19 protein-coding genes and 1 riboswitch are annotated in these 21,999 nt (G+C 72.0%); of the genes, 8 read left to right on the forward strand and 11 right to left on the reverse strand.

The genetic code is table 11. The annotated features are described in order from the left end of the window. Nucleotides 1–9: 9 nt before the first annotated feature. From LL946_RS03695 to LL946_RS03715, 5 genes are all read right to left on the reverse strand, one after another. Entirely contained in the window at nt 10–597 is a 588-nt protein-coding gene (locus LL946_RS03695) for a DsbA family protein (RefSeq protein ID WP_404384902.1), read from the reverse strand. 90 nt (nt 598–687) lie between these two features. Beyond that, entirely contained in the window at nt 688–1,401 is a 714-nt protein-coding gene (locus LL946_RS03700; RefSeq protein ID WP_404384904.1) for a C40 family peptidase, read from the reverse strand. A gap of 89 nt (nt 1,402–1,490) precedes the next feature. Beyond that, nucleotides 1,491–1,653, reverse strand: a riboswitch (cyclic di-AMP (ydaO/yuaA leader). Nucleotides 1,654–1,895: 242 nt separating this feature from the next. Beyond that, the gene (locus LL946_RS03705) at nt 1,896–2,729 is read right to left on the reverse strand and encodes a hypothetical protein (RefSeq protein ID WP_404384906.1); all 834 of its coding nucleotides are present in this window, start codon (nt 2,727–2,729) and stop codon (nt 1,896–1,898) included. A gap of 176 nt (nt 2,730–2,905) precedes the next feature. Then, nucleotides 2,906–3,613 (reverse strand): metal-dependent transcriptional regulator, encoded by a 708-nt coding sequence (locus LL946_RS03710; RefSeq protein WP_404384908.1) that lies wholly within the window; start codon nt 3,611–3,613, stop codon nt 2,906–2,908. A 16-nt stretch (nt 3,614–3,629) separates the two neighbouring features. Then, nucleotides 3,630–4,898: an MFS transporter gene (locus tag LL946_RS03715; RefSeq protein WP_404384910.1), complete on the reverse strand. Its 1,269-nt coding sequence runs from the start codon at nt 4,896–4,898 to the stop codon at nt 3,630–3,632. A 30-nt stretch (nt 4,899–4,928) separates the two neighbouring features. On the opposite strand from LL946_RS03715, the gene LL946_RS03720 reads away from it, so the two are divergent. The 4 genes from LL946_RS03720 (at nt 4,929) to LL946_RS03735 (ending at nt 9,785) form a co-directional block, all read left to right on the forward strand. Beyond that, complete coding sequence (locus LL946_RS03720; RefSeq protein WP_404384912.1) at nt 4,929–5,618, forward strand: hypothetical protein; 690 nt, start codon at nt 4,929–4,931, stop codon at nt 5,616–5,618. Nucleotides 5,619–5,726: 108 nt separating this feature from the next. Continuing rightward, on the forward strand, nt 5,727–6,878 hold the full coding sequence (locus LL946_RS03725; protein ID WP_404384914.1) for a citrate synthase 2: 1,152 nt from the start codon (nt 5,727–5,729) through the stop codon (nt 6,876–6,878). 170 nt (nt 6,879–7,048) lie between these two features. Further along, nucleotides 7,049–8,173 (forward strand): phosphoserine transaminase, encoded by a 1,125-nt coding sequence (gene serC, locus LL946_RS03730; protein WP_404384916.1) that lies wholly within the window; start codon nt 7,049–7,051, stop codon nt 8,171–8,173. 304 nt (nt 8,174–8,477) lie between these two features. Then, the gene (locus tag LL946_RS03735) at nt 8,478–9,785 is read left to right on the forward strand and encodes a lytic murein transglycosylase (protein ID WP_404384918.1); all 1,308 of its coding nucleotides are present in this window, start codon (nt 8,478–8,480) and stop codon (nt 9,783–9,785) included. 180 nt (nt 9,786–9,965) lie between these two features. Here the strand turns inward: LL946_RS03735 and LL946_RS03740 are convergent, their stop codons facing one another. Beyond that, complete coding sequence (locus LL946_RS03740; RefSeq protein WP_404384920.1) at nt 9,966–11,264, reverse strand: MFS transporter; 1,299 nt, start codon at nt 11,262–11,264, stop codon at nt 9,966–9,968. Next, the gene (locus LL946_RS03745; RefSeq protein ID WP_404384922.1) at nt 11,261–11,716 is read right to left on the reverse strand and encodes a MarR family winged helix-turn-helix transcriptional regulator; all 456 of its coding nucleotides are present in this window, start codon (nt 11,714–11,716) and stop codon (nt 11,261–11,263) included. Before LL946_RS03745 ends, LL946_RS03740 begins: the two co-directional genes overlap by 4 nt. Nucleotides 11,717–11,825: 109 nt before the next feature. On the opposite strand from LL946_RS03745, the gene LL946_RS03750 reads away from it, so the two are divergent. After that, nucleotides 11,826–13,307, forward strand: coding sequence for an NCS2 family permease (locus tag LL946_RS03750; protein WP_404384924.1), 1,482 nt, complete (start codon nt 11,826–11,828; stop codon nt 13,305–13,307). A 78-nt stretch (nt 13,308–13,385) separates the two neighbouring features. Here the strand turns inward: LL946_RS03750 and LL946_RS03755 are convergent, their stop codons facing one another. From LL946_RS03755 to LL946_RS03765, 3 genes are read right to left on the reverse strand one after another with little or no spacing between them, the layout of a single operon-like run. Next, on the reverse strand, nt 13,386–13,688 hold the full coding sequence (locus LL946_RS03755) for a DUF2530 domain-containing protein (protein ID WP_404384926.1): 303 nt from the start codon (nt 13,686–13,688) through the stop codon (nt 13,386–13,388). 9 nt (nt 13,689–13,697) lie between these two features. Continuing rightward, complete coding sequence (locus LL946_RS03760) at nt 13,698–14,435, reverse strand: DUF3027 domain-containing protein (RefSeq protein WP_404384928.1); 738 nt, start codon at nt 14,433–14,435, stop codon at nt 13,698–13,700. Continuing rightward, nucleotides 14,435–14,839, reverse strand: coding sequence for a cold-shock protein (locus LL946_RS03765; RefSeq protein ID WP_404384930.1), 405 nt, complete (start codon nt 14,837–14,839; stop codon nt 14,435–14,437). Before LL946_RS03765 ends, LL946_RS03760 begins: the two co-directional genes overlap by 1 nt. Before the next feature lie 237 nt (nt 14,840–15,076). Here LL946_RS03765 and LL946_RS03770 point away from each other — a divergent pair, with 237 nt between their 5' ends. Both LL946_RS03770 and LL946_RS03775 read left to right on the forward strand, forming a co-directional pair. Then, the gene (locus LL946_RS03770; protein WP_404384932.1) at nt 15,077–16,342 is read left to right on the forward strand and encodes an MFS transporter; all 1,266 of its coding nucleotides are present in this window, start codon (nt 15,077–15,079) and stop codon (nt 16,340–16,342) included. An 87-nt stretch (nt 16,343–16,429) separates the two neighbouring features. Then, nucleotides 16,430–18,610 carry a cell wall-binding repeat-containing protein gene (locus LL946_RS03775; RefSeq protein WP_404384934.1) on the forward strand — a complete coding sequence of 727 codons (2,181 nt, stop codon included), beginning with the start codon at nt 16,430–16,432 and terminating at the stop codon, nt 18,608–18,610. An 18-nt stretch (nt 18,611–18,628) separates the two neighbouring features. On the opposite strand, the gene LL946_RS03780 is transcribed toward LL946_RS03775, so the two are convergent. Further along, nucleotides 18,629–19,549 (reverse strand): aldose 1-epimerase family protein, encoded by a 921-nt coding sequence (locus LL946_RS03780; RefSeq protein WP_404384936.1) that lies wholly within the window; start codon nt 19,547–19,549, stop codon nt 18,629–18,631. Between the two features lie 44 nt (nt 19,550–19,593). Between LL946_RS03780 and LL946_RS03785 the strand changes: the two genes are divergently transcribed. Beyond that, a complete protein-coding gene (locus LL946_RS03785) occupies nt 19,594–21,879 on the forward strand; it encodes a helicase-associated domain-containing protein (protein WP_404384938.1) in 2,286 nt (761 codons plus the stop codon). Nucleotides 21,880–21,999 lie beyond the last annotated feature (120 nt).

The raw sequence follows: 21,999 nt of genomic DNA on the forward strand, positions 1-21,999 counted from the left end.
GCCGAGCGACTACGCCCCTTCGCGCAACCCCTTGTCGATGAGCGTGAGGTAGTCCTCGATGCTTGCCGGCCCGCCGAGACCCAGACGGTGGTCCACCACGAGGTAGGGCGTCGCGGCGATCCCGAGCTCTCGAGCAGCCGCCTCGTCCGACGCCAGGTCGGCCGCATGGTCCGAGGACGCCAGCACCGCCGCGACCCGGCGCTCGTCGAGACCGGCCTCCGCCGCGAGCCGCTGGAGCACCTTGGTGTCGCCGACGTCGAGCGCCTCGGTGAACACCGCGGCATACAGCCGTTCGAGCATCGCGCCCTGGAGCGCGGGTCCGCCGAGAGCGAGCGCGAGCGCGACGAGCCGGTGCGCGTCCGTCGGGTCCGGGTCGGGTGGAGAGGTCACCTCGATGTCGATGCCGTCGGGGCGCGCAGCGACCGAGACCTCCTCGAGTGCCTCAGGTGAGATGGGAGCACCGGGCAGGGCGTGGTGGCGCAGGACGACGTCGTGGGGATGCGCAGAGGCAGCCACCGCTGCTTCGACACGACGCTTGGCGACGTGGGACCACGGGTCCCTCACGTCGCCCCAGAGATCAAGGACGAGCTCGGCCATCCCCACACTCAAGCACATCGACAGCGAACGCCCTCGACCCGTGGCGGGTCGAGGGCGTTCACTCAGGGCGTGTGCGCCGGCTGGTGCTTGTCAGTAGCGGCGGAACTCGGTCGGCGTGCCGAACATGTTGCGCTCGCTGCTGTACTTCCCGGGGCGGGGCGAGTCGATCATCATGTCGCCACCGGTGTAGATGCCGACGTGCCAGGCAGGGCTGCCGTAGAAGACGAGGTCACCGGGCTGCGGGTCGCTCACGCGGGTGCCCTCGCGCTGCTGCTGGGAGGCGGTGCGGGGGATGGAGATGCCCGCCTTGCGGTAGACGTACTGGGTCAGGCCCGAGCAGTCGAAGCCGGACGGGTCGTCGCCACCGTAGACGTAGGCGATGCCGAGGAGCGTGCGCGCGATGTTGACGATCTGGCTCGAGGACTGCTTGACCGACGTGGTCGAGATCTTGGTCCGGGTCGTGCTGCGGCTCGCCTGGTCGCTCGACCGCTCGGCTGCGGCCACGAGGTCGCCCTCGCGGGTGTCCTCCTTGACGACCGGCTTGGGCTTGGGCTTCGGCTTGGGCTTCGCGACGGCCGTGACACCGGCGACGCCCACGAGGTCGGCCTTGGCCGGGGTGGCGACGGCCGGGGCCGTGATCGCCGGCGCGGCCGGAGCGGCGACCGGGGCAGCCACGGGAGCTGCGGGGGCAGACGTCCTGGCGTCCTTCTTGGCCGACTCGGGCGCGGCCGAGGCGGGGAGCGCGAAGGCTGCGACGAGGCTACCGGAGGCTGCGAGGACCGCGGATGCCTTGGCGCCGGTCACGCCTGCGCGCGACGCGATCTCGGACAGTTCGGAGACAGGGTTGTGTCGCCCGGGCGCGCGGTGACGCCCATGAGTGGAGTGAGCCACGGTAAACCTCTCGATGCCTGCGGGGTGAGCTGTCGGGTTCGGGCGGGAGGTTCTGCCCGGCCAGTCGGAACTGGCTTAACCCCAAGGGACGACCCGGAGGTCGACCCAGAATTGGGTCCCCCGCTCCTGCCAAGCGGTTTGCGTTGCAGTCGGTGACGGTGGCAGGACTCAGCAGTCCGTCACGACAGCCCACCCCAGGGGAGGACGAGCCGACGCCACCGTACCGGACCCCTCGGGCAAAGTCACGTTTGGGTCACGGCGACGTAGGAGGGGGCTGGGGACGGCGGCGCACCACGCGCTCACCACGCGCTCACCACGCGCCCGGCCCCAGACCAGACCCACCCGAACAAACGGTGAGGGCGGGTGGGGCCGACTAGGCCCCACCCGCCCTCACGTGACAGCAGAGGTCACTCCACGGAGATGTGCACGTGGTCGTAGTGGTTGGCCGTCACGGAGCCACGGTCCTCCATCGAGCGCCAGCCCGACGAACCGGCGAGCCAGATGCGCTGCTTCCAGATGACGTAGGTGATGTTGTAGGCGCTCATGTTGTCGATCGCCCACTGCGCGACGGCGTCGCCGCGCGAGCCGGTGACCATGACGTCGACGGCCTTGCCTGCGCCGTGGTCCCCGGCGCCGGCGCGGTAGCCACCGATGTCGGTGATCCCGAAGTTGGAGCGGACCGCCGAGCAGACCTTGGACGCGTTGCCGCCCAGGCCCTTGCCCTCACACCAGCCGTAGAAGGCCATGGAGACGCCGCTGCCGACGACGGACGACGAGGAGGAGGAGGAGGACTCCGAGGACTCGGACGACTTCTCGGCGGCCTTGGGCTCGGCCTTCTCGGGTGCCTTGGTCGGGGTCGGCTTGGGCGCGGGCTTGGCCACGGCGGTCACACCGGCGGGGCCGGCAGACACCGCGGCGGCCTGCGCGGCCGCAGGAGCGGTGAGGGCGACGCCTGCGCCGGACACGGAGGTCCGGGCGCTGCTGCGCGAGGTCGTGCCGTCGACGGCCTGGACGCGGTCGCGCGCCACGAGGGCGCTGGTCTGGTTGCCGAGCTCGAGCTGGCCGGGGGCGGCCTGCACGGGGATCGCCACGGCTGCGGCCACGCTCGAGGCGAGGCCGAGGCCGACGAGGCCCTTGACGAGGGTCGGACGGGACAGGGAGGAGAACGCGGCGGTCAGGTCGGGCAGGCGACGAGTCGTCTGCGCGCGGCGTCGACCGGCGCGGGTGTCAGGGGAAAGCACGAAAGAGAACCTCTCGGTGGATCAGGGGTGGACCCACCGTAGCGGCGACGGCACCCGAAGTCACATTCCGGTAACGGCCATTCCTCGAGAGGCTTCGCAGCTGCCGGTCGGCTCTCCTCATGCAGCCGTGCGTGGCCGAGCACGAACCGGCAGACCGCCGAGGGCGACGATCCGGCTCAGGTGTGACCTACGGCACGTGCGACGAAGACGTGCGTGGCGATGTCGTCCGGGAGCGAGACGCCGCTCGCCTCGTCGGCTCCGTGCAGGGCGGCGATGACGCGGTTGCCCTCACGTCGCACGACCGCGAGCTGCCCGGGCAGCAGCCCGGCCGCGGTGATGAGCCCGAGGGCCTCGTGGTCGACCTGGGCGGGCTCACCGATCCGGCGCACGGTCACCGTGACCGGCTCGGACACGGCGACCTCGGCCAGGGTCGACAGCCCGGTGCGGAAGTCCTCCGCGAGCGCCTCGCCGAACTCCTCGAGCCCCGGGATCGGGTTGCCGTAGGGCGACTCGGCGTGGTCGGCGAGGAGCGCGAGGATCTTGCGCTCGACCCGGTCCGACATGACGTGTTCCCAGCGGCAGGCCTCGTCGTGGACGTACTCCCACTCGAGGCCGATGACGTCGACGAGGAGCCGCTCGGCGATGCGGTGCTTGCGCATGACCCGGGTGGCGAGACGGCGACCTTCGTCGGACAGCTCGATGTGACGGTCGCCGGCGACGGCCAGCAGCCCGTCACGCTCCATCCGCGCCACCGTCTGCGAGACGGTCGGTCCGGAGTGGCCGAGGCGCTCGGCGATGCGGGCCCGCAGAGGGGTGATGCCTTCCTCCTCGAGCTCGAAGACGGTGCGGAGATACATCTCCGTGGTGTCGATGAGGTCGGTCACGGGCCCAGTCTCTCATTCACCTCACCGCGGACGGGACGCCTGCACGACGAGGGTCGTATGCCGGGAGCCACCGCGCGAGCCACGGCGCACCTCCCAGCACGAGCAGGCCCAGGACCACACAGGCGGGCCCGAGCCCGGCCAGGGCGGTCACCCCGCTCACGAGCAGGGGCGCGCCGTTCTGGCCGAGGAGCGACAGGAAGCGCCACACGGAGAGGAACTTGGCCCGTCCCGCCACCGGGGCGGCATCCGCGCCGAGGGTCTGGACGATGCCCGACCCGATCCCGTTGCCGACTCCCATGACGGTCGAGACCACGGCCACCGCGGCGAACCCGTGGGTGAGCGGGAGCAGCACCATGCCCACGCCGAGGACGAGGAGGAAGGGGACGGCGACCCACACCCGGCCGAACCGGTCCATCACCGAGCCGGCCGGGTAGAAGAGGAGGACCTCGGCGCCGCCGGCGATGCCGAAGATCAGCGCGGTCTGGCTGTCGGTGATGCCGACCGACTCCGCCCACAGCGGGACGATGACGAAACGCCCCTGGCGCGCCGCACCGATGACGAGGACCCCCAGCCCGATCGTCAGGAGCACCCGCCGGTGGCTGCGGACGACATCCCTGAGCCCGACCCTGTCCGGCGCAGCCCCCGCGGCACGCACCGCTCCCTCCGGACGCGCCACGCCGCCGGAGGCCACCTCCCCCGCGAGGGACACGCCCTCCTCGGGATCGCGCAACCCGAACCAGGCCCAGACCGCGGCGAGCAGGCCCGCGACGACGGCGACGGCATACGCGGCCTGTGTCCCCCACACCGCGATGATCGGAGCGGACAGGAACGGGCCGACGAAGAGGCCGACCCGCTGGACCCCGCCCATCGTCGACATCGCGCGGGCCCGGCTGCGCACCGGGGCACGTGCGGTGAGCCAGGACTGGCGGGCGAGGAGGAAGACCGAACCCGTCGTGCCCATGAGCCCGATCGCGATGCCGAGCGTCCAGAGGTTCGGTGCCACGACCGCGAGCAGCGCCCCGAGGGCGTCGACGACGGCCGCACCGGCCAGGGCGCGCCGCTCGCCGATCCTGGCCACGAGGGAACCCGCCGGCAGGGAGGACGCGAAGGCGGCCATCCCCTCGATGAGGACGAACGCGGCGGCGACGGCGACGCTGGCGCCCAGGTCGCGAGCGCTGAGCGCCACGACCGGCAGTGCCGCACCGACGCCGACCGACCACACCGCGGTCGGCCCGAACGCCGGCAGCGCGATGCTGCGCAGCGAGAACTCGTCGGCGGCGGGCACGTTCGCCACCCTGACACGTAGGTTGTGACGGTGCACGTGGTGATCCCGGGTCGGTACAACGGCCCCCCGACGTCGGGCAACGGTGGCTGGGTGAGCGGGCTCGTCGCGAGCCACACCCCCGTCACGGCCGACGCCCCCGCCGTGTCGGTTCGCCTGCGCCTGCCGCCTCCCCTGGACCGGGAGCTCACCCTCGACGTCGGCGAGACCACGGTCCTGCACGACGGCGACGACGTCGTCGCGAGCGCCGCCGCCGCTCCCACCCCGGACGGCCCGCTCCCGGAGATGGTCTCGGTCGAGCAGGCCAGGGCGGCCGAGGACCATGCCCTCTCTGCGGCCGAGCACCCCTTCCCCACCTGCTACGGGTGCGGTCCGTCCCACCCGACCGGCCTGCGGATGCGGTCCGGACCGCTCGCCGACGGCAGCGGGACGTATGCCGCGACCTGGACGCCACGGGACGACTCGCCTCCCGAGGTGTGGGCCGCGCTGGACTGCCCCGGGGGCAAGGCGGCCGGGTTCCCGACCACACTCATGGTCCTCGGGACGATGACCGCGCAGATCTTCACGCCTCCCGCGATCGGTGAGGAGCACGTCGTGCTCTCATGGTCCCGCGGCGACGACGGACGCAAGCGGCACGCCGCCTCGGCCCTGTTCACCGCCGACGGGCGGCTTCTCGCCCGGGCCGACCAGACGTGGATCGCCCTCGACCCGCCCACCACCTGAGACAGTCCTGACCACCCACGGATAGCCACCGACTGACCCACCCGCCCCGGTGATCGGCGTGCACAATGTTGCTGCCCGACACCGGAAGAACCCGAGACGAGGGAACTTGTGACACCGCAGTCCGAGACCGCCACCACCTCAGCAGCCACCGCGCAGGTCGCCCCCGACCCCGACTTCCGTCCGGGCCTCGAGGGCGTCGTCGCCTTCGAGTCCTCGATCGCCGAGCCGGACAAGGAGGGTGGCGCGCTGCGGTACCGCGGCGTCGACATCAAGGACCTCGTCGGCCGCGTGAGCTTCGGCCAGGTGTGGGGCCTGCTCGTCGACAACGAGTTCGACCCCGGCCTGCCGCCGGCCGAGCCGTTCCCGTTGCCGGTGCACACCGGTGACATCCGGGTCGACGTCCAGTCGGCGCTCGCGCAGCTCGCGCCGGTGTGGGGCTTCAAGCCGCTGCTCGACATCGACGAGTCCGAGGCACGCGACAACCTGGCCCGGGCCTCGGTCATGGCGCTGTCGTTCATCGCCCAGTCCGCCCACGGCCAGGACACCCCGATGGTCCCCCAGTCGCGGGTCGACGAGGGCCACACGATCGTCGAGCGCTTCATGATCCGGTGGCGCGGCGAGCCCGACCCCAAGCACGTCGAGGCCATCGACGCCTACTTCATCTCGGCCGCCGAGCACGGGATGAACGCCTCCACCTTCACAGCCCGCGTCATCGCCTCGACCGGCGCCGACGTCGCGGCCTGCATGTCCGGTGCCATCGGCGCCCTGTCCGGTCCCCTCCACGGCGGCGCACCCTCGCGTGCCCAGCACATGATCGAGGGCGTCGAGCGGACCGGGGACGCGACGGCCTACGTCGCCGACGTCCTCGACCGCGGCGAGCGGCTCATGGGCTTCGGGCACCGCGTCTACCGCGCCTACGACCCCCGCGCCGCCGTCCTCCGCGACACCTGCAAGCGGCTCGGCGCACCGCGCTACGAAGTAGCCGCCGAGCTCGAGAAGGCCGCGATCGCCGCCCTCGCCGAGCGCCACCCGGAGCGGCGCATGGAGACCAACGTCGACTACTGGGCGGCCGTGCTGCTCGACTTCGCCGAGGTCCCCGGCAACATGATGACGCCGCTGTTCGTGGCCGCCCGCACCGCCGGCTGGGCTGCGCACATCCTCGAGCAGAAGCAGACCGGCCGGCTCATCCGGCCGAGCTCGCGCTACATCGGTGAGCCCAGCCGCGGCATCGAGTCGGTGGCCGGCTTCCGCCAGGGCTGAGCGGCCCGCGCGCAGGCGATGGCACGGCATACGGACTCTTTCTCCGTATGCCGTGCCGCTCTCGTCGGTGCCTCGGATCCGGAGGTTCGCGCGGCGTCCGGTCGGTGGGCACACGTCCGGTGGGTGAACTCACCCGCGAGGGCCCGACGCCCGTGCGGGAGGATGGCCCGGTGACTGACGCAGCGATCACCATCCCCTCAGACCTCCTCCCCGCCGACGGCCGCTTCGGCTCCGGCCCCTCCAAGGTCCGCCCCGAGCAGGTGGAGTTCCTCGCCTCCCTCGGCACCACCGTCCTCGGCACGTCCCACCGCCAGGCCCCGGTCAAGAACCTCGTGAAGTCGGTCCGCTCCGGCCTCGCCGACCTCTTCTCGCTCCCCGAGGGCTACGAGGTCGTGCTCGGCAACGGTGGGGCGACGGCCTTCTGGGACATCGCCGCCTTCGGGCTCGTGCGCGACCGTGCCCAGCACCTCGCCTTCGGTGAGTTCTCGAGCAAGTTCGGTGCCGTGACCTCGAACGCGCCCTTCCTCGGCGAGTCCTCGATCATCAAGAGCGAGCCCGGCACCCGGCCCACCGCGGTCGCCGAGGACGGCATCGACGTCTACGCGTGGGCGCACAACGAGACGAGCACGGGCGTCATGACCGACGTTCGTCGTGTCGACGGTGCCGCCGACGACGCCCTCGTCCTCATCGACGCCACCTCCGGCGCCGGCGGCCTGCCCGTCGACGTCGCCGAGACCGACGTCTACTACTTCGGCCCGCAGAAGTGCTTCGCCGCCGACGGTGGCCTGTGGCTCGCCCTGTTCTCGCCCGCCGCGCTCGCCCGCGTCGACGAGATCGCGGCGACCGGCCGCTGGGTCCCGGACTTCTTCAGCCTCCCCACGGCCATCGACAACAGCCGCAAGGACCAGACCTACAACACGCCCGCAGTGGGCACGCTTGCCCTGCTCGACTCGCAGCTGCGCTGGCTCAACGAGCAGGGCGGGCTCGACTGGGCGACGGCCCGGACCAAGGACTCGTCCGACCGGCTGTACACGTGGGCCGAGTCGGTCGACTACGCCACGCCCTACGTCGCCGACCCCGCGGCCCGCAGCCAGGTCGTCGCCACGATCGACTTCGACGACGCCGTCGACGCCTCGGTCATCGCCAAGACGCTGCGCGCGCACGGTGTCGTCGACGTCGAGCCCTACCGCAAGCTGGGCCGCAACCAGCTGCGCGTCGCGACCTTCCCGGCGGTCGAACCCGAGGACGTCAGCAAGCTCATCGCGTCGGTCGAGCACGTCGTCGCCGCCCTCTGAGACCGCTCCCTCTCGGCGTGCGTCGTTAACCGAGCACGACCGAGTCTGACGTCAGTGAGCCGACCACCCATGGTGGTCGGCTCACCCATTCCTCCGTCGCTCGGTGGCGGGGGCTGGGGCTGGGGGTGCAGCTGGGGCTGGGTGCAGCTAGGGCTGGTGGTGCCAGTGAGTCCTGCCCGACCTCCTGTGACGGCCGGGATGCAGCCTGGTGTGGGGTCGCTCACGGCTAAGTGTCACGATCCGGTTTTCTCCGGGTAACCTTGCCCGTGGACTTCACGACGACGTGAGCACAAGGAGGCTGGCAATGGGCATCGGTACACACCGGGCAGCTCTCTCCGCACTGCGGACCACTACAGGCAAGCGCGTCGCCGGTGCCGTGGCAGCCATCGCCGTGACCACGACCGGCGTCGCCGCCGTCGCGGCCACCGAGCCGCAGGACCGGGACCGGACCCGCCTCGTCGTCCCGCCCGTGGCCGTCGAGCAGGCAGGTGGCGTCCGGTCCCTCCCGGCCCTGCCCGCCCTCCCCCCTCTGGACATGCCCGAGGCCAACGCGTCCATCCCGCCGGAGTCGCTGCCGCTCGAGCCCCAGACCTGGGGCATGACCAGCGTCGCCAGTGGGATCCCAGCCCAGGCCCTCGCGGCCTACCAGGCCGCGCAGCGCCTGCTCGCCGAGGCCGACCCCGACTGCAAGGTCGACTGGGCTCTGCTGGCCGGCATCGGCAAGGTCGAGAGCGACCACGGCCGCTGGGGCCGCAACCTGCTCGACGCCGCCGGCACGGCCGTGCCCGGCATCTACGGCATCCCGCTCACCGGTGACGGTGTCGCCCGCATCACCGACACCGACGGTGGACGCTACGACCGCGACGTCGTCTACGACCGCGCCGTCGGGCCCATGCAGTTCATCCCCGGCACTTGGAAGTCGGTCGGGGCCGACGGCAACAACGACGGTCGCCGCGACCCGCAGAACATCGCCGACGCGGCGACAGCCGCGGGCGTCTACCTCTGCTCCGGCTCCGGTGACCTCACCCAGCCCTCGGACCTCACACGAGCCGTGCTCCGCTACAACTACTCGACGGACTACGTCTTCAAGGTGACGAGCATCGCTGCGTCCTACCGCGCCGGACACTCCGTCGTCCCCGCGACGGCCCTGCCGCCCGGGTATGCCGGGCGCTCGCCCTACCTTCCCCCGGCCGGCACCCAGCCAGGCCCGAGGGCGAGCGCCTCCCCCGGCGCGTCCACCGCTCCGTCGTCCTCCCCCGGCGCCAAGCCGGCACCGGCGCCGCGCTCGTCGTCGCCGGCACAGCCTGCCCCGAAGCCGACGGCCGTGGCTCCGGCACCCCAGCCCCCGGCGGCGCCGGCACCGCTGCCCAAGGCGCCCGCTCCGCTTCCGAAGGTCACGGCGACGCCGCTGCCGTCGACGACGGTGGCTGTCGATCCCGACCCCTTCTCGGTCGGTGACACGGTTCTGATCAAGGTCGGCCCGTACTCCGGGGTGACGACGAAGATCACCAAGGTCGACACGGTCAAGAACACCGTGACCGTCTCGGTCAAGTCGGGGCTGCTCACGGTTCCCGTCGTGCTGCCCTACGGATCGGTCGCCCTCGTCCCCTGACGCGTCACCCGCCTGGCCTCCCGCCTCGGGACGTCAGGAACCGACCCGGCACCAGCAGGAGGGGTGTCGGGTCGGTCAGGTGAGGACGGCAAACGCCTCAGGTGAGGACGGCATACACGATCGCGACGACGACGAGGACCGCGAGGACCCCGAGCGTCATCCGACGGCGGAAGGCCGGCGTCATCGCGCCGCCTCGGGCGCGGGCTCGGTCACGGTGTCACGCACCGGGACGGCCTCGATGGTGATGCGCGGGGAGCGCTGCGACTCGTAGCTCACCCGGACATTCTGCTGGCGGGCGATCCACCACATGACCGCGACCAGCGTGAAGGCCATGGCGATGGGCCCGATGGCGATGGTCCAACGCGCCCCCCAGACCTCGCCGATCCAGCCGATGATCGGGGCGCCGATGGGCGTGCCACCCATGAAGATCGCCATGTAGAGGGCCATGACGCGGCCGCGCACGAGCGGGTCGGTGCGCAGCTGCACCATGGCGTTGGCCGTGGTGAGGGCGGTGAGCGCGGCCAGCCCGGTGGGCACGAGCGCGAGCGCGAAGAGCTCGTAGGTCGGCGCCAGCGCTGCTGCCGCCGTCGAGAGCGTGAACCCCGCGAGCGAGAGCAGCAGGACCCGCAGCCGCGGCTCGCCGCGCCGGGCGCTGAGCAGCGCGGCTGTGAGCGAGCCGATCGCCATGATTGAGCCGAGGACGCCGTACTCGGTCGGGCCCTTGTGGAACTCCTGCGTCGCCATCAGCGCGGTCGTCACCTGGAAGTTCATCCCGAACGTGCCGAGGACGAAGACGAGGAGCATGACGACCTGGATGTCCGGGCGGTTGCGCACGTAGTGGATGCCCTCGCGGATCGCACCCTTGCCGCGGGTGAGCGGCGCCGGGATGAGCTCGCCCGTCCGCAGCAGCGCGAGGGCGACGAGGACGAAGACGAAGGTCGCCACGTTGACCAGCAGGGTCCAGCCGGTGCCGTAGCCCGCGATCATGAGGCCGGCGACACCGGGACCGATGAGGCGGCCGGCGTTGAACGACGCGCTGTTGAGCGCGACGGCGTTGGCGAGCTTCTCGCGCGGAACCATCTCGGACACGAAGGACTGGCGGGCGGGGTTGTCGATGGCGGTGATGACGCCCTGGAGCAGAGCGATGGCGTAGACCTGCCCGAGCGTCGCCGCGTCGAGCAGGACGAGCCCGGCGAGCAGGAGGCTCGTGACGAGCAGCAGGGCCTGGGTGACGAGCAGGATCCGACGCCGGGGGAACCGGTCGGCGATCGCGCCGGCCCACGGGGCGAGCACGAGGAAGGGCAGGAACTGCAGGCCCGTGACGATGCCGAGCGCCTGGCTCGAGTGGTCGGTGAGCTCGGTGAGCACGAGCCAGTCCTGCGCCACGCGGCCCATCCAGGTCCCGACGTTGGACACGAAGGACCCGGCGTAGAAGATCCGGTAGTTGCGCTCGGTGAACGAGGTGAAGGTGGGGCTCACTCGTTGGCCACCTTGGTGAGGATCTCGGACGCCCGCAGCAGGATCGCCTGCTCCTCGGGGTCCAGGTGGCTGACGCGGACCGACATCCAGGCGTCGCGCTTGCGGCGGGTCTCCTTGAGGACCTTGCGGGCGTCGGCGGTGAGCGCGACGATGACCTGCCGCTTGTCCGTGGGGTCCGGGGTGCGCTCGACATAGCCGAGCTCGACCAGGCCGGCGACCGTCCGGGTCATGCTCGGGGCGCTCACGCGCTCGATCTCGGCGAGCTCGCCGGGGGTGCGCGGCGAGTCCTCGAGCCGGCACATCACCGAGAAGTGGTGCGGGGCGATGAGGTCGGTGCTCTCGTAGCGGACCCGCCGCGAGATCCTCATGCAGGCCAACCGGAGCTCTCCTGCGAGGGCGGACACAGCGGCAGGCCGCAGCGCGGCATACGAACGCGTGGTGTCTCCAGTCATGGTACTTAGCCTAACTCATTACGTCTGCTAAGTATTTCCCCGCGTCCGCGGCGTGGTCGGGGGCGGACGCTGTATGCCGTACGCCCACGTCCCTCGCTATGGTTCCGCCATGCCGACTGCCACCTCAGCCGAACCACGTACCCGGTCCTCAGCGATCGACCAGTTCTTCAAGATCACCGAGCGCGGCTCGTCGATGGGCCGGGAGGTGCGGGGCGGGGTCGTCACGTTCTTCACGATGGCCTACATCGTCGTGCTCAACCCGCTCATCCTCGGGTTCGCCCCGGACGCCAACGGCGACTTCCTCGGAGGGGGCGCTGGCGACGGGTCCAACCTCCCGGCGATCGCCGCAGGCACCGCCCTCGTCGCCGGGCTCCTCACGATCCTCATGGGCGTCGTCGCGAACTTCCCGCTCGCCCTGGCCACGGGGCTCGGGCTCAACGCCTTCGTCGCGTTCGCCGTCGCGTCGCAGATGACGTGGGCCGACGCGATGGGCCTCGTCGTCCTCGAGGGCCTCCTCATCCTCGTGCTCGTGCTCACCGGCTTCCGGCAGGCGGTCTTCCACGCCGTGCCCAAGCAGCTCAAGGTCGCGATCTCGGTGGGCATCGGCCTCTTCATCGCCCTCATCGGCTTCGTCGACGCCGGGTTCGTGCGCCGCACGGCCAACGGTCCCGTGCCGGTGCAGCTCGGCGTCGACGGGTTCCTCGGCGGCTGGCCGACGCTCGTCTTCGTCGCCGGGCTCGTCCTCATCATCGTGCTCTGGGTGCGCAAGGTCCGCGGCGCCATCCTCATCGCCATCATCGCCACCACCGTCCTCGCAATCCTCATCGAGGCCATTGCCAAGATCGGCCCGATGGTCGCCGGAGACAAGGTCAACCCGACCGGCTGGGGCCTCATCGTCCCGGAGCTGCCGGACCAGGTCATCGACACGCCGGACTTCGCGACGGTCGGCCAGTTCTCGCTGCTCGGCTCGTTCCAGTCCGTCGGCATCGTCGCCGCCGCCCTGCTCATCTTCACGCTCATGCTCGCCGACTTCTTCGACACGATGGGCACGATGACGGCGATCGGCCACGAGGCCGACCTTCTCGACGACGAGGGCCTGCCGCCCCACACCGACCGCATCCTCGTGGTGGACTCGCTCGCCGCCGCCGCCGGTGGCGCCGCGGGCGTCTCGTCCAACACGAGCTACATCGAGTCGGCCTCGGGCGTCGGTGAGGGCGCACGCACCGGCCTCGCCTCGGTCGTCACCGGGCTGCTCTTCCTCGCCTCGATGGTCTTCGCACCGCTCATCAAGGTCGTCCCCTCCGAGGCGGCCGTCCCGGCGCTCGTCCTCGTGGGCTTCCTCATGATGCAGCAGGTCAAGGAGATCGACTGGGACGACGTCGAGATCGCCATCCCGGCCTTCCTGACGATCGTGCTCATGCCGTTCACGTACTCGATCACCGCGGGCATCGGCGCCGGGTTCGTCGCCTACGTCCTCATCAAGCTCGTGCGCGGCAAGGCTGCGGCGATCCACCCGCTCATGTGGCTCGTCGCCGGGCTCTTCGTCCTCTACTTCGCGATCGACCCGATCAAGGACGTCTTCGGCGTCTGACGCCCCTCGCCCGACTTATTGCGCTTTCCAGCGGAGGAGCGCAGCGACGAGCGCTGGAAAGCGCAATAAGTCGGGGTGTCAGCCGGCGTCGTGGGCGTTGCCGCGGCCACGACGGACGTAGGCCAGGCCGATCGAGCCGAGCACGAACCCGGCCACGCAGCCCCACGGCCACCACGAGCGCTCACCCTCGTGCAGGGCCGGCACGAGCAGCATGACGACGAGCGCGACGGCCCAGAGGACCAGGCCGATGGCGATGATCCGCTGTGTCGGGACCTGCATGGCCCGGATCACCTCGACCTCGCTCTCGGTGACGCCCTCGGGCAGGTCAGAGGCCGGTATGCCGTCCACCCGCGACTCGTTCCCGCCGCCGGACTCGCTCATGGCCGGGTGTCAGACCGTCTCGAGGCGGAAGTCGTCGAGCACCGGGGGTGCGACGACCTCGGGCTCGGGGGCATCGATGTCGACCTCGGAGTGGGCGCCGCAACCGTGGTCAAGGCTCACGACGCGACCGTCGGAGGGAGACCAGGCGTTGGCGCACACGCCGAAAAAAGACCGCAGGGCACCCGCCATCGGGATGAAGAACCCGCAGGACGAGCAGGGGGCCGGCGCCTTCTGGGCGGCCGGGGCCTGGGGGCCGTGGTCGCCGTCGTACCAGCGCTGCGCCGCCGCCTCGCGGCCCTCGGCGGAGAGCACGCGCGGACGGCCGAGCCCCAGCTCGTGGAGCGCCACCTGATCCACGTCCTCGTCACCCGTGGCCTCGAAGCCCGCCTCGAGCAGCGGGTCGTCGTCGACCCTGGGCGTGACGTCGCCGGGACCGATGTCCCCGGGAGCCAGGCGGTCGGCATACGGGACCCACTCGGGCGACAACAGCGCGCCGTCACCGGGGACGAGGTTGGTCTCGGAGACCGTGACGACCTTGGACCGCGGCACGCGGGCGACGGTGATGGCCCAACGCCAGCCGGGGTACGCACCTGCGGTGCAGGCGAAGTAGTGCGTGCCGACGCGGTCCTCGACCATCTCCATGCCGAGGTGGTCACCGACGGTGCCGGTCTCCGCGATCGACTCGGCCGCCTCGCGGGCGAGGTCGACCGCACCCCTGAGGGTGGGATCGGGCTTGACGGCGGCCATCAGACGTCGAGGTCGTCAGCGACGGCCCGGAGCACCTGGGCGACCTTGCCGCCGTGCCCCTTGTCCGGGTAGTGGCCGCGGCGCAGCGAGCTCTGCACCGAGTCGAGCAGGGTGATGAGGTCCTCGACGATGACCACCATCTCCTCGGCGGGCTTGCGGTCGCGGACCTTGCGGTTGGCCGTGACACTCGCAGTGGGCTCGAGGAGGCGCAGCGAGAGCGCCTGCGCGCCGCGGCGGCCCTCGACGATGCCGAACTCGACACGGGCACCGTTCTTGAGGGACGTCACGCCCTCGGGGAGGGCGCTCGCGGGCACGAAGACGTCGCCGCCCTCGGTGGGGTCGTCGGTCGACACGAACCCGAAGCCCTTGTCGGAGTCGTAGAACTTCACCTTGCCAGTCGGCACGGGGCACCTCTGTCACTGCTGTGGGTGGTCCGGAGTGCGGGCGTCGCACCTCCGGGCTAACCCGCACAGGCTATCCCGGACGCAGTCTGCGATGCGCACGCCTTTCCCGCACGGACCGCCCTCCACGCCCGACCACCGACTTATTGCCCGTTCGGGCGCCACGTCGCTGGCGCTCGGCCGGCCGTACGGGCAATAAGTCGGTTGGGCGCTGTCGTGCCTCCCTGCGAGAGTTGTCCGGTGAGCACGACGACCGAGCGACCCAAGGTGAGCCTGCGACAGTTCTGGGCCGACCTGCCGACCCCGGGCCGGTGGCTGCTCTCGACCGTCGCGATCCAGACCCTCGGGCGCGGGCTCACCCTGCCGTTCACGGTCATCTACATCAACGAGGTCCGCGGCATCGGCCTCGGCACCGCCGGCACCCTGCTCGCCCTCATCGCCGTCGTCGCGCTGCTCGTCACCGGCCCCGGTGGGTCGCTCACCGACCGCCTCGGCGCCCGGCGCATGCTCATCGCGGGCACGAGCGCCCAGCTGGTCGGCTGCACCGTGCTGGCCTTCGCCACGACGGTGCCGATGTTCGTCGTCGGGTTCGTCCTGCTCGGCTTCAACTTCGGGGTGTCGTGGCCGGCCTTCAACGCCCTCATCGCCTCTGTGGTCTCGGGTCCCCTGCGCCAGCAGTACTTCGGGGTCAACTTCGCCCTCGTCAACCTCGGCATCGGGCTCGGCGGGGTCGTCGGTGGCCTGTTCGTCGACGTGCGCGAGCCGATGACGTTCACGCTGATCTTCCTCGCCGACGCCGTGAGCATGCTCGTGCCGCTCGGGCTGCTCCTCGGCCCGCTGCGCCGGGTGCACGGGCGCGCCGAGCGCCCGGCCGACACCCCGACCGTGGGCTACCTCGACCTGCTGCGCCGCCCGCCGGTGCTCTGGCTGACGTTCATCACCTTCCTCTGCACCTTCATCGGCTACGGCCAGATCGAGTCCGGCTTCCCGGCGTTCTCGCGACAGGTCGGCGAGGTGTCGACCCAGGTCATCGGCTTCGCCTTCGCCATCAACACGCTCGCCATCGTGGCGCTCCAGTTCACCGTCCTCAAGGCCGTCACAGGGCGGCGCCGGACGCGGGGCCTGCTCGTCATGGTGGTGCTGTGGGTGGTGTCGTGGCTCGTGCTGTCCGCGGCCGGACTGGGTCCGGCCATCGTCGCGGCCGTCGCGGTGGTCGCGTTCATGGGCGTCTTCGGGCTCGGTGAGATCTTCATGCAGATCGCGATCCCCGCGATCACCAACGACATGGCCGACGACCACATCCGGGGACGCGCCAACGCGGTCAACGCCGGGGCCTTCCAGGGCGGGGCGATCCTCGGACCGATCGTCTCGGGCTTCCTGCTCGAGCACGACCTTCCGGCCGTGTTCATCGCAGCGATGGTCGGCGGGCTGGTCGTCATGGCCGCCGCGATCCTCGCCCTCGAACGCCGGCTGACCCCGGCCGAGAACGGCGCCACCTCCGCCTGACCCCGTTTCTCCTCGGTCGGGAGTGGGTTTCGTCTACCCTGACCTTCTTCGGCGGCACGGGACCGCCGCCTCGAAAGGACCACTGGGGTGTCTGTCCGCATGCGCTCTTTCGCGCTCACCGGCGCCGCGATCACGTCGCTCGCCCTCGCCCTGCCCACGGCATCTGCCATGGCCGAGCCCAAGCGGCCCGGCAGCGCACCATCACCTGACCACGCGCGCGCGAAGTCCGCGAGCGACCGGCTGGCGCGCACGGCGACCGTCGTGCCACGCCCCGACGGGGAGACGAGCCGGCTGCCCCACGGCGCGCTCGGGGCGACCCCCCGGCTCAGTGCGCAGCAGCAGGCCGACGCCAGGGCGGCCCTGGCCGTCGGCGCCGGCTCGGGCCATGTCTCGGCCTCGACCGACACGGGCACGTGGCACTTCGGCTACGACGACGGGTTCTGGAACCCGAGCTTCGTCGAGGGTGAGCTCAACTCGACGTGGAGCCCCGGCGGTGACCGCTACGTCTGGGGTTCGGCCGCCGGTGGCACGTGGGTCGACCACCTGACCGACCCGCGGACCGGCGAGACGCTCGAGTACACCTCCGACCTGCTGCAGCCGGCTCCACACGGCGCGATCTCCTGGTCCTCGATCGGCGACTCGTGGCTCTCGTACGTCCAGCCCTTCAAGGAGGCACCCGGCGCGTACTCGACCCGGTCCACCACCCCGCGGTTCGCGACCCACCACCTCGTCGAGCCGGAGTACGGCCCGGCGGTGACCCACCCGCTCGGGGGTGAGGCCTACGCCAAGGTCGTCCTGTCGAAGACGTCGAGCGACATCGTGTCGTGGCCGCACTCGGACAGCGAGCCGGTCGAGGACCCGGTGCCGACCCGCCTGGGCTACGACGCCTACCGGCCCGGCAACCCGGCCCTGGCGCAAGCGGCCCCGGAGGCGCTGGGCGGAGCCGGCCCCACGGACTTCCTGTCGCCGACCAACCTCGCGTTCCTCGGCGTCGACCCTTCGGACCCGACCCTGGGTCACCTCTACGTCGACCACAACGAGAACCCGCAGATCACCCCCGAGCCCGTCGCCGACTTCACGGCGCACCCCGAGTGCGACCTCCCGGCACCGGCCTTCTCGCCCGACCGCCGCACGATCTGGTTCGTCACCGCCGAGGGCGAGATCGATGCGCCGTGCGACCGGACCGCGCTCAGGTCGCTCACCGCAGGCTCGAACGGACGCTTCTACGCGTCCGACGCCACCGAGACCCTGCGCTGGTGGAGTGACTTCGGTGAGCCCTACCGGACGCTGTCCGTGCGCCAGGACACCATCCCCGTCGTCGACGCCTACCGCTTCTCCGGCAGGAACCGCTACGAGGTCGGTGTCGAGACGAGCTGGAACTTCTACGACGACGGGTCCGCCGACGCGGTCGTCGTCGCCGGCGGCCTCGCCTACGCCGACGCCCTCGCGGGCGGCCCCCTGGCCACGAGCCTGGGCGGGCCGGTCTACCTCACCTACCCGAACGCGCTCCACTCCGGCGTCGCGGCCGAGATCGACCGCGTCCTCGCCCCCGGTGGCACCGTCTACATCACCGGCGGCACGGCGTCGGTCTCGAACGCCGTGCAGGCGGCCCTCACCAAGCCGGGGCGCGAGGTCAAGCGCCTCGCGGGGTCCAACCGCTACGCCGTGGCCGTCGCCATCGCCAAGGAGATGGACGCCCTCCGTGGCGGGATGCCCGGCTCGGCGTTCGTCGCGGGAGGCACCGCGTTCGCGGACGCCCTCGTCGCCGGCCCCGCTGCCGCCCACGAGGGTGGCCCCATCCTCCTGAGCAACGGCGACCTGCTCCCGGCCGCGACGCTGTCGTACCTCGACTCGATCGACGACCACGCGGACTTCCGGGTCTACGGGGTCGGAGGCGCAGGCAGCCGGGCCGTCGCCTCGCGTCCCAACGACGTCCCGGTGACGGGCCGGTCGCGCTTCGATGTCGCACGAGCGGTCGCCGACCACTTCTTCACCGGCGAGCACTTCTCCGGTCTCGCCGACGGACGCAACTGGCCCGACGCGGTCTCCGGCGGCGCGGCGATGGCCTCGATGGGCATGCCGATCATGCTCACCAACGGTGACGTCCTGCCGGTGCAGACCGCGGGTCGGATCAGCCAGTCCGCGGCTGCCGTCGACGCCGTCCTCGGCTTCGGTGGACCGGCCTCGATCCCGGACGGCGCCCTCCTCGACGCGGCCGACCTCGCGGGGACCCAGACTCCGCTCTGGGGCCCGGACTCGCTCCCGTGACGCCGGTGACGTGGGGGGTCAGCGCGGGCTGATCCCCCACGTGCCCGTCCAGGCCTCGCCCGGCCCGAGCTCGCGCAGCGAGGTCCCGGACCGGAAGGCGTCGGGCGGGCACGTCATGGGCTCGACCGCGATCCCGTGCTCCCCGCTCTGGTCGGCCTCGGCCTTGCCCGAGAACACCTGCGCCCACGGCAGGGCGTCGGCGTCCGCCCACACGTCGACGACGCCACGGCCGGGCGTGGCCACCGTGACCGTCCAGCGTCCGTCCACGACCTCGAGATCCGTGTATGCCGTGTCGAGGCGCCGCGCCCCGATCACCCTGGGTGCCCGGAAGTCGAAGGGGGAGCCCTCGACCGGGTGAGTGCCCTTGGGGATGAGCCGCTCGTCCACCTCGACCCACGTGGCACCGGGGATGGTCACCTCGACGTCCTCGACTCGGGCGTCACCGATGGCGACGTAGGGGTGGGCGCCGAAGCCGAAGGGCGCCGTCCCCTCGCCCACGTTCTCGACGCGGACGGTGACGGTGAGGCCGTCCGGGGCCACGGCATACGTCGTCGTGGACTCGAGGTGCCAGTCCCAGCCGGGTTGGGGAAAGAGTCTGTGTGCCACGGTGATCGAGGAGTCGGTGCGCTCGACGAGGCGCCACGGAGCCCAGCGGACGAGGCCGTGGCTCGCGTTGCCGTGCTCGACCTCTGTGAGGGGCAGCTGGTGGTCGACGCCTCCGAAGCCGTAGCGGCCGTCGCGGATCCGGTTCGGCCACGGGATGAGCTGCTGGCCGCGGCCGCTCGTGCAGGGGGCGTCTGCGGGGTAGCCCGCGAGGACGTCGACGCCGTCGCGGGTCCAGCTGCGCAGCCCGCCGCCGACCTCGACGACGACGAGCTCGTCGGTCCCGGTGGACAGCTGCCACTGCTCGCCGGTCGGTGACGGTGTCGGTGTGCTCATGGAAGGCGAATCTACGCGGGCCGCAGCGGGACTACGGTGGTGCAGTGCCGCCTGCTTCCCCCGCCCCGAGCCGCTCCCTGGCCGACGACATCCGGGGACGCTCCGCCGAGGAGCTCACCGCCCTGCTCGCGGCCCGGCCCGACCTCGCCCGGCCCGCGCCGAGCGACCTCACCGCTCTGGCGTCCCGCAGCTCCACGCGCGCCAGCACCCTGCGGGCGGTCGACGGCCTCGACACGGCACACCTGCAGACCCTCGAGGCCGCCGCGGTCGCCGGCGACACCGTCACTCCTGACGAGCTCGCCCGCCTGCTGGGTGGCATCGACCCATCGACCGCCGAGGACCTGCTGGACGACCTCTGGCGACTCGCCCTCGTGTGGCGGGCGCCGGAGGGCACGGTCGTGACGCGAACCGCCAAGGACGTGCTCGGCGACGGCGTCGCCGGTCTCGGACCGAGCGGGGACGACCTCCCCGGGGGTGACGCCGTCGACGAGCCCGCGATCCGGTCGGCGGTGGCCGACGCGCCTGCTCGGGCGCGGGCGGTCCTCGACCGGCTCACGTGGGGTCCGGCGGTGGGGATCGTCGCCGCCGAGGACGCGCCGGGTCGCCCCGGGCCGGCCGACGACGGCCCGCGATGGCTCCTCAAGCAGGGTCTGGTGCGCGCCGTGGCGGCCGACCAGATCGCACTCCCACGCGAGGTCGCGATGGTCCTGCGCGATGGCCGGGTGCACCGCGAGACCCAGCTCGCACCACCTGCCGTGACCGGGTCCGAGCGCAAGGTCGAGGCGGTCGACGCCGCAGCCGGTGCGGCCGCGTCCGAGGTGCTCGCGCTCCTCGACGAGCTGCTCGACACGTGGTCGCAGTCCCCGCCGCGGGTCCTGCGCACCGGTGGCCTGGCCGTGCGTGACCTCAAGGCCGCGACCGCCCGGCTCGACACGGCACCGGAGCACACGGCATACCTCGTGGAGCTCGCCCTCATCGCCGACCTCGTCGCGGACGACGGAGAGGTCGACCCGCACTGGGTGCCGACCGCCGAGTACGACGTGTGGCAGACCGAACCCGGTGGCGAGCGCTGGGCCCGCCTCGCGCAGTCGTGGCTGTCGACGACGAGGGCGCCGCATCGGGTCGGCTCGCGCACTGACGCCTCGTCGGTGGTCAACGCGCTCGGCGCGGAGGTCCAGTGGCCACCGATCCGGTCGCTGCGACGTGGAGTCCTCGACCTGCTCGCGAGCGCGCCGTCCGGTGTCGCCCCCACGGCCGGAACGCTCGCCGCCGCAGTGCGGTGGCGACGTCCCCGCCGGGTGCCCCGCACCCTCGAGCGCGTCGTCGAGGCCGTCCTCGCCGAGGCCGCCTGGCTCGGTGTCACCGGGCACGGGGCCCTCAGCGTGGCCGGGCGTTCACTGCTCGCGAGCGACGGTGACATCGCGGGCGTCGCGGAGTCGATCCACCCGCACCTGCCGGCGCCGGTCGAGGCCGTCCTGCTCCAGGCCGACCTCACCGCCATCGCCCCGGGGCCGGTCACGGGTTCGCTCGCGGCGTTCCTGCGGCTCGTCGCCGACGTCGAGTCCCGTGGCGGCGCGACGGTCCACCGGTTCAGCGAGGACTCGATCCGCCGCTGCCTCGACACCGGATGGACCGGCGACGACATCCTCGCGGGACTGCGCGACGCGAGCAGCACCCCTGTGCCACAACCACTCGAGTACCTCGTGCGCGACGTCGCCCGACGCCACGGCACCGTCCGCGTGCGGGGCGTGAGCTCGGTCATCCGCAGCGAGGACGAGGCCGGGCTCGACGTCATGCTCGCCCACCGGCAGCTCTCCGCACTCCAGCTGCGCAAGATCGCACCGACGGTGCTCACCTCACCGGTCCGCCCCGACGTCGTCCTCGAGGTGCTCCGCGAGGAGGGCTTCTCCCCCGTCGCCGAGTCGGCCGCAGGGACCGTCACGGTGCCCACCAGGCCGGCGAGGCGCGTCGTCCGGCGCAGCTCGGTCGACCCGGCGCTCGTCCAGGCCATGGACGACGCGCAGGTCACCTCCCTCGTCGCCGGACTGCGTGCGTCCGAGTCCGAGGCCCGCGCCCGCGCCGCTGCGGCACCCGGCGGTCGCACCGGCCCGCCCATCCCCGCCAACGACCCGACGACCTCTGTGGCGGTGCTGCGCGAGGCCATCGCCGACGGCCGGGCCGTGTGGCTCGGCTACTCGGACGGCGTCGGGCGCACCCAGCGCATGCTCTTCTACCCCGAGCGACTCGACGGCGGCCGCGTCACCGGCGTCAGCGAGGGCGTCACTCGCACGCTGTCGGTCCACCGGATCACCGGCGTCGTCGCCGACTGACCCTCGCGACGTTGTGTCCGGCCCCCGCTGGGGGCCGCTCCACGACATCGATTCGCCGCAGTCCCATCCGCGCTGCGCGCGCTGCGCGCGCTGAGCGCGCTCCGCGCTCCCGCCAGACCC

The organism is Knoellia locipacati, assembly GCF_044791685.1.
Classification (GTDB): Bacteria; Actinomycetota; Actinomycetes; order Actinomycetales; family Dermatophilaceae; genus Knoellia; species Knoellia locipacati_A.